General features: G+C 40.5%; 10 protein-coding genes. 7 read left to right on the top strand and 3 right to left on the bottom strand.

Going from position 1 to position 13,951, the window contains the following annotated elements; genetic code table 11:
- Positions 1-9: 9 nt before the first annotated feature.
- Positions 10-1,203 carry an MFS transporter gene (locus tag DRF67_RS18290; protein ID WP_115929744.1) on the bottom strand — a complete coding sequence of 398 codons (1,194 nt, stop codon included), beginning with the start codon at positions 1,201-1,203 and terminating at the stop codon, positions 10-12.
- 175 nt (positions 1,204-1,378) lie between these two features.
- On the opposite strand from DRF67_RS18290, the gene DRF67_RS18285 reads away from it, so the two are divergent.
- From DRF67_RS18285 to DRF67_RS18260, 6 genes are all read left to right on the top strand, one after another.
- Entirely contained in the window at positions 1,379-4,297 is a 2,919-nt protein-coding gene (locus DRF67_RS18285) for a SusC/RagA family TonB-linked outer membrane protein (protein WP_115929743.1), read from the top strand.
- 11 nt (positions 4,298-4,308) lie between these two features.
- The gene (locus DRF67_RS18280; protein ID WP_115929742.1) at positions 4,309-5,859 is read left to right on the top strand and encodes a RagB/SusD family nutrient uptake outer membrane protein; all 1,551 of its coding nucleotides are present in this window, start codon (positions 4,309-4,311) and stop codon (positions 5,857-5,859) included.
- Positions 5,860-5,862: 3 nt separating this feature from the next.
- A complete protein-coding gene (locus DRF67_RS18275) occupies positions 5,863-7,287 on the top strand; it encodes a glycoside hydrolase family 30 protein (RefSeq protein ID WP_115929741.1) in 1,425 nt (474 codons plus the stop codon).
- Positions 7,288-7,296: 9 nt separating this feature from the next.
- Positions 7,297-9,519: a beta-glucosidase BglX gene (bglX, locus tag DRF67_RS18270; protein WP_115929740.1), complete on the top strand. Its 2,223-nt coding sequence runs from the start codon at positions 7,297-7,299 to the stop codon at positions 9,517-9,519.
- 91 nt (positions 9,520-9,610) lie between these two features.
- The gene (locus tag DRF67_RS18265; RefSeq protein ID WP_115929739.1) at positions 9,611-10,420 is read left to right on the top strand and encodes a glycoside hydrolase family 16 protein; all 810 of its coding nucleotides are present in this window, start codon (positions 9,611-9,613) and stop codon (positions 10,418-10,420) included.
- Positions 10,421-10,458: 38 nt separating this feature from the next.
- The gene (locus tag DRF67_RS18260) at positions 10,459-11,898 is read left to right on the top strand and encodes a glycoside hydrolase family 30 protein (RefSeq protein WP_115929797.1); all 1,440 of its coding nucleotides are present in this window, start codon (positions 10,459-10,461) and stop codon (positions 11,896-11,898) included.
- Between the two features lie 84 nt (positions 11,899-11,982).
- Here DRF67_RS18260 and DRF67_RS18255 read toward each other — a convergent pair whose 3' ends face one another.
- Positions 11,983-12,792 carry an enoyl-ACP reductase FabI gene (locus tag DRF67_RS18255; RefSeq protein WP_115929738.1) on the bottom strand — a complete coding sequence of 270 codons (810 nt, stop codon included), beginning with the start codon at positions 12,790-12,792 and terminating at the stop codon, positions 11,983-11,985.
- Between the two features lie 120 nt (positions 12,793-12,912).
- Positions 12,913-13,212: a hypothetical protein gene (locus DRF67_RS18250; RefSeq protein WP_115929737.1), complete on the bottom strand. Its 300-nt coding sequence runs from the start codon at positions 13,210-13,212 to the stop codon at positions 12,913-12,915.
- 141 nt (positions 13,213-13,353) lie between these two features.
- Between DRF67_RS18250 and DRF67_RS18245 the strand changes: the two genes are divergently transcribed.
- Positions 13,354-13,911 carry a DNA-3-methyladenine glycosylase I gene (locus DRF67_RS18245; protein WP_115929796.1) on the top strand — a complete coding sequence of 186 codons (558 nt, stop codon included), beginning with the start codon at positions 13,354-13,356 and terminating at the stop codon, positions 13,909-13,911.
- The last annotated feature ends 40 nt before the right edge of the window (positions 13,912-13,951 follow it).

The following is a 13,951-nucleotide window of genomic DNA, read 5'->3' as shown; positions in this document are numbered from 1 at the left end:
AAAAATAAACTATTTTCTATTATTTCTTTTTGAGACGCTAAAATATATCAAACTCATCACAAAAAGAAGAATTACAGAAGATAATATATATAATGGATAAAAGGTTAAGAGCTGATTTCCAAACAGAACTGCCATAATGATAGAACTGACGGAACTTCCAAGAGAAGAAAAGATGACAATAAGAGAGGTAAAAAGATTTACTTTTTCTTTATCTACCTGCGCAATCATTTTCGAATTGATGACAGGGTAGAGTGGTGATAAAAAGAACCCGACCATAGGAAATAAAAAAAGAATCAGTCTGGAATCGGCTGATTCAAAATACTGTATTCCCAAAATAGCTGCCAGTAAAGCCACAATGAAAAGCATGCAGGTCATATAATATCCCCGTAACGGAAAGCGCCGGATAATATTGGCGGTCACTGTTCTTCCTACATAGGAAAATATGGCAAGAAAAGAAGTTGCCTGAAGCGCAAAAAATGAATTGACCTTCAGGTGGTTTTTATAAAAGGATGGCAGCCAGGAATTAAAGCCCTGCTCTACAAAAACAATAAAAAAGATAACGCCCAGAAATAAGGCTACTGCGGGCGTGGCAAATCCGGAAAGTTCAGAAAATATATTTTTGTTTTCCAATGGTCTGGATTCCGACAAATCTGCTTTGGAAAGAAGAAATATCGTTACGGCCGACAAAGCAGCAATCATTAAAAAACCAAACTTCCAGAATTCAGAATATCTGCTGGATATGAGCCAGCCAAAGCCGGTGTTGACCACAAAAATACCGATCATAAAGGAAGCTTCTACATTACTCATCGTCTTAGCCAGTGATTTTTCATCCGAAATATTATTTCTGATGATCCCGAAAACACATATTTTTCCTATAGCAAAACAGGCTCCGATGATGGCAAACCAGACTTTATAAAACCAGAAATGGGCGATAAAAGGAAGCAGGCAGCAGCAAAATCCGACAATAGCCAATGCAGAGATCAGCGCTTTTTTGGTTCCTGTTTTATTGATGAGACCTACGGCAAACAGAGAGATAAAAGCAATAGGCAAATCTTTGAATGATTCTAATAATCCCAGCTCACTGTAGGTGATTTTAGCTTCCGAAAGCTGCAGAATAATGAGTCCCATGCAGTTTAAAACCATTGAAAAAATAAGGAAAGTAAGTTTAAGAGGAAGAGAAATACGGGAAAGCTTAACAGTCATTTTGGGGATTAACTTTTTAAATTTTTCTGATTTTTTAACAATTATTGGTGCGAAGATAGGGCTTCTAACCCTTAAAAATAAAAGAAAAATTAAAATAATTGTGAATGTAATGTTAATTATATGAAAAAAAATATATTTTTATTGTCTCAATTTGAGAATTAAACAATAACTGTATATGAATGTAAGAATATCAAGAAGCGTAGGAGTGGTGGCCGTCCTCTATTTTACGGCCAACTTCAGTGCCCAGACTACTGTGAAGGACACGATTTCTAAAGAGAATAAAATAGACGAAATTGTAGTCATCGGTTATGGTACTCAGAAAAAGAGCAACGTAACAGGAGCTATAGCAAGTATTAAGGCCAGTGATCTCGAAAACATCCCGGCGGGTAAACCGGAGCAGGTATTGCAGGGAAGGGCAGCCGGTGTTTCTGTAGTTACGAATTCCGGGCAGCCCGGGGCTCCTGCCACGGTACGTGTAAGGGGAATCACCAGCTTTGGAGCAGGAAGCAACAGCCCTCTTTGGGTGGTAGACGGTATCGTGGTAGATAATATCGGATGGCTGAACCAGTCGGATATCGAGAGCATTGAAGTCCTGAAGGATGGAGCATCCTCTGCGATCTACGGAGTTTCTGCTGCAAAAGGGGTAATTCTTGTGACAACAAAAAAAGGAAAAAAAGGCAAGCTTACCCTTTCTTATAATGGATTCTATGGGGTTTCAAACGCTGCTAAAAAACTGGACCTTCTTGATGCTACGCAATATGCAAAAATCATTAATGAAGGATTCGTCAATGATGGACTTGCACCCCGGTTTTCCAATCCGGAATCCTTTGGAAAGGGAACGAACTGGCAGGATGCTATTTTCGGAACCGGTGAAAAGTCTTCTCATGAAGTAAGCATTACCGGCGGAAATGACAAGTCAAGCTACTATACTTCATTTGGATATTTCGATCAGACCGGGATCGTAATGAGTGATATTTCTTATTACAAAAGAATCAACGCAAGATTTAACTCCACTCATAAGGTCACTGATTATTTAACGTTAGGCCAAACCTTTGCCTATACCCATACAAAATCTCAGGGTGTAAGTCCCAATGAAGAATACGGGGGCCCTCTGGCGTCAGCAGTTAATCTGGATCCCACCACTCCACTGGTGGTTACCGATTGGTCTTCGGTAGATCCCAGCGGGTATAGCAACCAATACATCATTAGGGATCCTTATGGCAACCCGTACGGAATTTCGCAATATGTAAACCAGGAAATGACCAATCCGCAAGCTTTCCGTCATATCCAGCAAGGAAACTACAGCTGGTCTGATGATTTTGTAGGAAATGTTTTTGCAGAACTAAAGTTCCTGAAAAACTTCACTTTTAAAACAAGTTTAAACGGGAAGAAATCCTATTGGGGAAGCCGCAGTTTTACTCCAAGATATTATCTGAGTCCCAATTATAACAATACCAGCTTCAACAGCCTGAATAAGGTAGACGAAAATAAATTCGAATGGAGCATGGAAAATACGTTAACCTATCAAAACAAATTTGGGGATCATAATATCAATATATTGGTGGGCCAGGGAGTCTACCGGTATAATATAGCGGGCGGTGCCAGCCTTACGTATAGTAATTTGCCTATTGATAACTGGCAGGATGCTTCTTTTAACTTTAACATCCCGCAGGATGATATAACCGCAAGCGGATGGGATGGTATTCAAACCCGTAAAGCTTCCTATTTCGGTAGATTAATCTACGATTATGCTGATAAATACCTGTTCACAGGAACGGTTCGTAGAGATGGATCTTCCAAATTTGCCACCAATCAGCATTGGGGAACTTTCCCTTCCTTGTCCTTAGGATGGAATGTGCATAAAGAAAACTTCTGGCCGGAAAATAAAGTGATCAATAATCTGAAATTCAGAGGAGGATACGGAGTGCTGGGGAATGATGAAATGGATAACTTCAGATTTGCGAGCTTCATGGTTTCTGGAAGCAATTATACCACATCCGGAAATAACATCATCATAGGATACGCTCCGAGTACCATGGAAAATCCAAAACTGAAGTGGGAGCAGACCAGCCAGCTGAATATTGCAGCAGATTTAAAATTGTTCCAGAACTTCACGCTTACTGCAGACTGGTATAAAAAGAAAACAGTTGACATCCTGAGAAGAGTCAATATTCCTGGATATGTAGGAGTTCCCGACTTGCCATGGGCTAACGTTGGTGATATGGAAAACTCAGGTCTGGAGCTTGAGCTGGGGTATAAAAAGAACTGGGAAGATTTCAGCATCTCGGTTAACGGGAATTTTACCACCATTAAAAATAAGGTCCTTAGACTGGAAGATGATATAGACTACTTCAATCTTGCTTCTTTCCAGACGATGGGTGCTGTATCAAGGGTAGCGGTCGGGCAGCCTTACGGTTCGTTTTATGGACAGACGTATAGCGGGGTCTTCCAGAATCAGGCCCAAATTGACGCTTACGTTAACTCCAGTGGAGCCCAATTGTTACCAGGTGCAAAACCGGGAGATTTTATCTGGCAGGACAATAACGGAGATGGTAAAATTGACGAGGAAGACAAAGTAAACCTGGGAAGTTCCATTCCTAAATATACATTCGGACTTACCGTCAATCTAAATTATAAAAACTTTGACTTTATGGCTTTTGCCCAAGGGCAGGCCGGTAATAAGATTTTCCAGGGTCTGAGAAGATTAGATATGCTTGACGCCAATTATCAAACCAGGATCCTGGACCGCTGGACTGGTGAAGGTTCTACCAATGAGAATCCGAGAATTACGCGTAATGATACGAATCATAACTATTCATGGATGTCCAATTACTACCTTCAGAAAGGAGATTATGTTCGTCTGAAAATTATTCAGCTGGGATATACACTTCCAAAGGATGTTACCAGCCGTTTCGGGATGAGCAAAGTAAGACTCTATGTAACCGGAGAAAATGTGTTCACCTTCACAAAATACACCGGATATGATCCGGAGATTGCAGGAAGAAACAATTCTGAGCAGGACATCATCGGTGTAGACAGAGCATACTATCCACAGGCCAGAACATTCCTGATCGGGGCTAATATTCAATTTTAATATGTAACAAAATGAAAAATAAGAATTTTTTATATAAAGGACTTGCCATTACTTTTTTAACGGGTTTAAGTTTTAGCAATATAGGGTGCAGCGACTCCTATCTGGATGATGTGCAGAATTCAGGGGCTTTCAATACCGATTTGTATTTCCAGAATGAGCAGCAGTCCTTCAGTGCATTGGTTTCGGTATATGATATTTTAAGAAAATATTCCGGCGGATTCGAGAATACGGTTACCTTTTTTAATGCAGGATCTGACGATTTCTATTCCGGAGGCGGAAACTCCAATGACGGTGCTGGTATCCAGGGATTGAACAATTATATGATTAATCCCAATACAATGCCTGCCAGCTACTGGAAAGACTACTACCAGGGAATAGCACGTGCCAATCTTTTAATAGAAAGGGTTCCCGGAGCCTCAATGAGCGATGAGCTTAAAAAAAGATACATTGCCGAAGCTAAAGTTCTGAGGTCTTTATACTATTTTGAGCTGGTAAGAATGTTTGGAAATATTCCGGTAATTCTTAAAACGATCAGATTTGATGACGATTACTGGAACATCCCACAGGCTAAGCCTGCTGATGTATACGCTCAGATAGAAAGTGATATGAATGCTGCGATTCCGGATCTTATGATGACAGGTACCGGTAATGACCGCGGAAGGATTACCCAGGGAACTGCCAGAGCAATTTTAGGTAAAATCTATCTTTATGATAAAAAAATGACCGAGGCGGCAGCTCAGTTTGCCCAGGTAAACGGTACGCCGGGAGGAACCAGCCAATATGGATATAAGCTTGTGGCCAATTATGCAGATCTTTTTAAAGTAGGACCGGAAATCTCCGACCCGTATAAATTCTCTACAGAATCGATTCTGGAAGTAATGCATACGAACAAAGGAAATTCCGATTGGGGATTCTGGGGCCAGGGGAAAGACGAAGGGAACTCTATCAACGTAATGGTGGGACCCCGTTCTTATTCTTTAAAAAATGTTCCTAATAATAATGCACCGGATATCTATTCAGGATGGGCCTTCAATACGGTAACTGAGGACTTTGTTACGTTTATGCAGGGTGATCCGAGATTAAATGTCACCGTTTTCAATGCAAAGCAGCTGGTAACGGATGGTAAAATCTCTTACAGCCCGGCTTATGCTGATACCGGTTATTTCCTGAATAAATATTTACCGACCAACGACTTGAAAAGTTCACTTCCAGGTCCTGCTGAGCTGAATTTCAGACAGAATTATATTGCGATAAGACTGGCAGATACTTACCTTATGGAGGCAGAAGCTTTAGGAGCTGCAGGCGGTAGAGCTCAGGCTTTATTGGATGCGGTAAGAGCTAGAGTAGGTTTATCATCAGTTCCAGTGTCTTTACAGGCCATTAAAGATGAGAGAAGAAGGGAGCTTGCCGGTGAAGGACACCGATGGTTTGACCTTGTACGATGGGGAGATGCGCCATCCAAACTTGCATCCAAAGGGTTTAAAGCAAACAAGAATGAAATTCTTCCAATCCCGTTCAATGAATTGCCCAACACCGCTTTAAAACAAAATCCAGGATACTAACACATGAAGTTTTACAACTTATATAGTTTCTTTAGAGGTGCCGCACTGCTTAGTGGTGTGGCCCTTTTTTCTTTGTCATGCACATCAGCTGCTTCCAACACAGGAAATGAAGTTCAGTACTGGCTTACAAAAGGTGATGGTACTGTAAAATTACAACAGCAGACCTCTGTTAAATTTGTAAATAACCCCAACAGCTTTCAGAATATTGAAATAGACGATTCTCAAACGTTTCAATATGTTGATGGTTTTGGATATACATTAACAGGAGGAAGTGTTGAGGTAATCAACAGATTGTCGCCTTCCAATAGAAAAGCACTTCTCAATGAGCTTTTTGGAAAAGGCAAAAACTCAATTTCTATCAGCTATTTAAGACTAAGTATTGGCGCGTCAGATCTTGATGGTGAAGTATTTTCATACGATGATTTGCCGGAAGGACAGACGGATCCTTCGCTTTCAAAATTCAGCCTGGCAAAAGATAAAGACCTGATTGCTATGTTAAAAGAAATTTTAAAAATCAACCCTTCTGTCAAAATAATTGCAGCACCATGGTCACCGCCGGTTTGGATGAAAGACAATGGGCAGTCAAAAGGGGGAAGCCTAAGGCATGAATTCTATGGAACATATGCCCAATATTTTGTAAAATATATTCAGGAAATGAAAAAAGAAGGCATTACCATTGATGCTGTAACCCCTCAGAATGAACCTCTGCATCCGGGAAATAATCCCAGCCTATACATGCCTTCTGAGCAACAAGGGAATTTTATCAAAAATCATTTAGGCCCGGTTTTTAAAGCAAATGGAATTACCGCCAAAATTGTTGTCTATGATCACAATTGTAACAAACCTGAATATGCCATTGATATTCTGAAAGACCCGGAAGCGAACCAATATATTGATGGATCTGCTTTCCACCTCTATGAAGGCGACATCTCGGCATTAAGTACAGTTCACAATGCTTTTCCAGACAAAAACCTATACTTTACAGAACAGTGGACGGGTTCAAAAGGTACTTTTAATGAAGACCTGAACTGGCATACAAAAAATGTCATCATCGGTTCTATGAGAAACTGGAGCAAAACAGCCCTGGAATGGAATCTTGCCAATGACACCGGATATGGTCCGCATACAGATGGCGGATGTACAGAGTGCAAAGGAGCGATCACAGTTTCTGATCGTGAAAATTTCACCAGAAATGTTGCCTATTACATCATTGCCCATGCTTCTAAATTTGTTCCCGCAGGTTCACAGCGTATCGCTTCCTCGCAAACACGAGGTCTGTCCACCGCTGCTTTTAAGACTCCGGCGGGGAAAATAGTTTTAATTGTTGATAACGACAGTAAAACAGATGAATATTTTAATATTAAATTTGCCGGGAAATCCGCTGCAGCAACAATTTCCGGACGCTCGGCCGCAACTTATATTTTTTAAATTGATATCATGAAGAGAGTTTATTTCTTACTAGTATTCTCAGCAATTGGAATGAATACCTACGCACAGAAAACCATAGATCAGAAAGTGACAGAGCTGCTGTCTAAAATGACGCTGGAAGAGAAAGTGGGGCAGATGGTTCAGTACAGCGGGTTCGAATACGCTACCGGACCTCAGCAGTCTAATTCAGCAGCTGTTTTAGAAGAAATAAAAAAAGGAAAAGTGGGTTCTATGCTGAATGTTGCAGGATCTGGAGAAACCAAAGCATTTCAGAAGCTGGCCATGCAGTCGAGACTGAAAATCCCATTACTGTTCGGGCAGGATGTTATTCACGGCTACCGTACAACCTTTCCTGTGAACCTGGGCCAGGCCGCAAGCTGGGATCTGGATATGATTGAAAAATCTGAGCGAATAGCTGCTACGGAAGCTTCGGCTTATGGAATTCACTGGACTTTTGCTCCTATGGTAGATATTGCCAGAGACCCGAGATGGGGAAGAGTGATGGAGGGATCCGGAGAAGATACCTATCTGGGCACAAAAATAGGATTGGCCAGGATTAAGGGTTTCCAGGGGAAAGGACTGGGAAGTCTGGATGCCGTTATGGCTTGTGCAAAGCATTTTGCAGCCTATGGAGCTGCAGTGGGAGGCAGGGATTACAACGCTGTTGACATGAGCCTTCGGCAGCTCCACGAAACCTATCTCCCGCCTTTCAAAGCTGCGGCAGAAGCAGGGGTTGCTACATTCATGAATTCTTTCAATGACATCAACGGTATTCCGGCGACGGCCCATCAATATATCCAAAGAAACTTACTGAAAGGATCATGGAATTATAAAGGCTTTGTGGTTTCAGACTGGGGAAGCATTGGGGAAATGATTCCCCACGGGTATGCCAAAGATGGAGGTGAAGCTGCTGAAAAAGCCATTCTTGGTGGCAGTGATATGGATATGGAAAGCCGTGTTTACATGACAGAACTTCCCAAACTGGTTAAAGAAGGAACAGTAGATATAAAGCTGGTAGATGATGCAGCTGGAAGAATTTTAACAAAGAAATTTGAAATGGGTCTTTTCGATGATCCTTACAGATTCAGCAATGAAAAAAGACAGAAAGAACAGACTGATAATAAGAAAAACCGCGAATTTGGGCGCGAATTTGGATCCAAAAGCATTGTTCTTCTTAAAAATCAACAGCATATTCTTCCTCTTTCAAAATCTGTGAAGACCGTTGCGCTGATCGGGCCTTTTGGGAAAGAAACGGTAGCGAATCACGGATTTTGGTCTATTGCATTTAAAGACGATACGCAGAGAATTGTTTCACAGTTTGACGGGATTAGAAATCAGCTGGATAAAAATTCAACATTATTATATGCAAAAGGTTGTAATGTAGACGATCAGGACAGATCTATGTTTGCGGAGGCTGTGGAAACGGCAAAAAAAGCAGATGTTGTGATCATGACTTTAGGAGAGGGGCATGCCATGAGTGGTGAAGCAAAAAGCAGAAGTAATATCGGTTTTTCAGGTGTACAGGAAGATTTGTTGAAAGAGATTGCCAAAACAGGGAAACCTGTTATTTTAATGATCAATGCCGGAAGACCTCTGATTTTCAATTGGGCATCAGATCATATTCCTGCAATTATGTACACCTGGTGGCTGGGAACAGAAGCCGGAAATTCGATCGCAGATATTCTGTTTGGTACCATGAATCCTTCTGGAAAACTTCCAATGAGCTTCCCGAGAACTGAAGGGCAGATTCCTGTGTACTATAATCATTATAATACAGGAAGACCTGCAAAAAACAATACAGACAGAAACTACGTTTCAGCTTATATTGATCTTGATAATGATCCGAAATACCCGTTTGGATACGGCTTAAGCTATACAGACTTTCAATATTCTGATATGGTATTAAGCTCGGCCAGCCTTACAGGAAATGAAACACTGAACATCAGCGTGACTGTTTCCAATACAGGAAAATATGATGGTGAAGAGGTGATACAGCTTTATATCAGAGATCTTTTCGGAAAAGTGGTACGGCCGGTCAAAGAACTGAAAGGTTTTCAGAAGGTATTCATAAAAAAAGGAGAAAATAAGCAGGTACATTTTAGACTTACACCTGAAGATCTTAAATTTTTTGATGACACCCTGAATTTTGACTGGGAAGGAGGTGAATTCGACATCATGGTCGGAACCAGTTCTCAGAATGTACAGACCAAAAGAATCAATTGGGTTAAATGATGGCATGTGTTGATTTCAATAGGAGCGGGCTTCAGTCTGCTTAACAAAAAGTATGAAAATGGCTTCAGCCTAAACTTAAAACAGGGTATATATGAACCTCAAAGCTAAAAATAGCATCAGCGTATACGCAGTGGGCGCTTTCTTCCTTTCTGTTCTCGGTTGTGCTTCAAATAAACCTGATTCCGCAAGAACGCTGATCTGGAGTGATGAATTTAACGGAAAAGGCCTTCCGGATTCTTCAAAATGGAATTATGATGTAGGAGGTGACGGCTATGGTAATAATGAAGCTCAGTTTTACACCAGGAACAGGCTTGAAAATGCCAGAATGGAAAATGGAAATCTTATTATTGAAGCCAGAAAGGAAAATTGGGAGAAAAATAAGTATACTTCGGCAAGACTTTTAACCAAAGGTAAGTTTTCTTTCTTGTACGGAACAATAGAAGTGAGGGCCAAGCTTCCCAAAGGAAGGGGAACGTGGCCAGCCATCTGGATGATGAGTGAGAATATGAAAAAATGGCCGGATGACGGCGAGCTGGATATCATGGAGCATGTGGGTTTCAATCCAGGGTTTGTACACGCCTCTGTTCATACCAAAAAGTACAACCATATCCAGGGAACACAGAAAACCGATACTTTAATCGTTAATAACGTAAGCGAAAAGTTTCATGTGTACAAAGCGGTTTGGACCCCGGAAAAAATAGAAGTTTATATTGACGACCGGAAGTTTTTCACCTGCGAAAATAAAGAGAAAACCTACGAAGCATGGCCTTTTGATCAGCCTTATTTTATTATTTTAAATCTGACGGTAGGCGGCTTCTGGGGCGGAAAAGAAGGAATTGATGATCGTATTTTTCCACAAAAGTATTACATAGACTACGTGAGAGTCTATCAGAATAAATAATGAAAAGGGGACAAACGTGTCCAAAAAAGAAAAAAATCATGAGAAAATTAATTGTAAGCTGTTTTGTAGTAGGCGTTGTTTTCAATGCCAATGCCCAGAACTATTGGAAGAAAAATGAAGGAAAAACAGCTAAAGTGATCCTTACCAACTCTGCAACCAATGAGAAGATGGTGGATAAGGGCATGGTAAAGTTCGAACAGTTTGGCCAGCCCAAAGAAACGGAAGCCTGTATTTTCATCGCGCCCACCTTTAAATATCAGAAATTAATCGGTATAGGAGGTGCGATCACCGATGCATCTGCAGAGACTTTTTATAAAATGCCGAAAAATAAGCAGAAAGAAATCCTGGAAGCCTATTTCGGTAAAAACGGATTGGGATATACGGTAGTGCGTACCAATATGAATTCCTGCGACTTTTCCAGTGACTCCTATACGTATGTAGAAGATCAAGATCACTCACTGAAGACCTTCAGTGTTGCTCATGATGAAAAGTACAAAATCCCGATGATCCAGGAAGCTAAAAAAGCGATCGGAAACAACTTTACTTTTTATTTTTCTCCATGGAGCCCACCAGCGTGGATGAAGTCTAACAAAAGTTTATACAAAGGTGGAAGACTAGAGAATCAATTTTATCAGACCTGGGCCGATTACTATATAAAATTCATTAAAGAATACGAAAAAAGAGGAATTAATATCTGGGGCTTGACTGTTCAGAATGAGCCTATGGCAACACAGAGTTGGGAATCATGTATCTATACTGCTGAAGAGGAAGGAGAATTCCTTAAAAATAACCTCGGGCCAACCCTTTGGAAAAATGGATATAAAGACAAAAAAGTAATGATCTGGGATCATAACCGGGATCTGATCTACCAAAGAGCAACCACCACCCTAAGCGATCCCGAAACTTCAAAATATGCCCACGGAATAGGATATCACTGGTATGAAACCTGGAACAACAAAACCCAGCTTTTTGATAATCTTGCTGAAACCCACAGGGCTTTTCCAGATAAGTTTCTGGCCTTTACCGAAGGTTGTAAAGAACAGTTTGCCATGGATAAAATTTACGATGTAAGCCTCGGAGAATTGTATGGTAAAAATATGCTCAACGACTTTAACAAAGGAAATGCTTTATGGACAGACTGGAATATTCTGCTGGACGAAACCGGCGGGCCTAACCATAAAGGAAATTTCTGCTTTGCTCCCATCATTGCAGATACTAAGACAGGAGAAGTATTCTACACCTATGAGTACTATTACATCGGCCATGTGTCAAAGTATATCAAGCCCAATGCTCAAAGAGTCGGAAGTTCTTCCAACAGAGCTGCCTTGACGTCTTCTGCGTTTATGAATGAAAACGGACAGCTGGTCACAGTGATCATGAATGATTCTGATCATGATATCGATACCCGTTTATGGATCGAAGGAAAGGCGGCCAGGCTGAATGCTCCGGCACACTCTATACAGACCGTAATTTTGTAATTTCATATTAATTTTATTTGTACACAGAATCGGCGGCCTCAAAGAGGCCGCCGATTCAATTTTATTTTGATTAATCTTCAGAGATTATTCCGTATCATATTTGCTGATTACTTTCTGAGTAACTCCCGAGCTGCTGAAACCTCCATCATGGAAAAGGTTCTGCATGGTCACTTTTTTGGTAAGATCAGAGAAAAGCGTAACACAATAGTCAGCACATTCAAGAGCTGTAGCATTTCCAAGTGGGGACATATCTTCAGCATAACCGAGGAATCCCCCGAAGCCTTTCACGCCACTCCCTGCAGTTGTCATGGTAGGAGACTGGGAAACGGTGTTTACACGTACTTTTCTTTCACCCCAGTAGTTTCCAAAAGTTCTGGCGATACTTTCAAGGTACGCTTTGTTATCCGACATATCATTATAATCAGGGAATGTTCTCTGTGCTGCAATATAAGTAAGGGCAAGAATACTTCCCCACTCATTCATACAGTTTTTTTCCCAGGCTACCCGCATTACTTTATGGAAAGAAACGGCTGAAATATCCCAACCTTTTTCCAACCAGTCATAGTTCATTTCTGTATAATGTTTTCCTTTTCTTACATTGATAGACATTCCAATGGAGTGAAGGATAAAGTCAATTTTTCCAAATTTTGCAACAGCGGCATCAAAAAGTTTTTCGAGATCTTCGATAGAAGTAGCATCAGCACCTATAACTTCAGAACCTGTTTTTTCTGCTAAACCATTTAGCTCTCCCATTCTCAAAGCGATAGGAGCATTGGATAAGATAAATTCTGCACCTTCTTCATGACATCTTTCAGCAACTTTCCATGCGATAGATTGTTCATTAAGGGCTCCAAATATAATCCCCTTTTTGCCTTTAAGTAAACCGTATGACATAATTTTTTAATGTTTATTGAAATACAAATGTAGCAATAATTGTGGTTATGGCATAATAAAAAATGGAGCCTTAGCAATTTAAGACTCCATTTTCTTGAAAATATTTATATGACTGAAATACTAATTGGTTTTCTTGTTCCATTCTGCCTTCACATCCTCTGCAGCATCTTTGGTTTTTTCCCATGCTTCATCTGCTTTATCCTTGATATCTTCCCATGCATCGGACATATTAGCTTTTACCCTGTCGAACCAGTCTTCCTGATTGGCTTCCTGATCGTTACTTCTCTTTTCGTTAATATAATCTTTCGCTTTATCCGCAAGCTCATTCACTTTCCATTTGGCCTTGTCCGCTGCGTTCTGTAAAGAATTTTCTGCGTTATTTACTGCATTTTCCGCTTTGTTATACTCTGAATTGTTCATACTCTTATAAATAATTTGGTTAGATATCAGTAATTTAACAATAACCATTCCTAAAACCCGCAGCCTCTGTTAAACTTTTCATAATCTTTTGTTATGTTTTCCCAATTCAGCAGTACCTTTATCCTACAATTTATGATAATTATGAAAAAAATACGTTGTGGCTGGTGTGAAAAAGATGATCTGTGCAGGCAATATCATGATGAAGAATGGGGAAGGCCTGTCTATGATGACAAAACCCTGTTTGAATTTCTCATCCTTGAAAGTTTCCAGGCCGGGCTGAGCTGGTATACTATTCTGTCCAAAAGGCAAAACTTCAGAAAAGCATTTGACGATTTTGATTACCGTAAAATAGCGGTATATTCTGACAGGAAAATTGAGGAATTAATGAATGATCCGGGAATAATACGGAACAGACTTAAAATAACCGCTGCCGTTACCAATGCCCAAAAGTTTATGGAGATTCAGCAGGAATTCGGAAGTTTTTCCAACTACATCTGGGGATTTATCGGCGGAAAGGCTATTGATAACGTTCCCGAAGCTTTATCTGACGTTCCTGCAACCACGGAAATTTCAGATCGTATTTCCAAAGACCTGAAAAAAAGAGGCTTTAAATTTATGGGGTCTACTGTGGTCTATGCCCATATGCAGGCAACAGGAATGGTCAATGATCATATCAGAACCTGTTTCACCCGTACATGAGGATTATTTTGATAAGTGACACTAAGTACAGACAAACAAA

Source organism: Chryseobacterium pennipullorum, assembly GCF_003384725.1.
GTDB lineage: Bacteria > Bacteroidota > Bacteroidia > Flavobacteriales > Weeksellaceae > Chryseobacterium > Chryseobacterium pennipullorum.
Note: the sequence above shows the minus strand (reverse complement) of the source record. Positions and strands in the feature narration are given on the sequence as shown.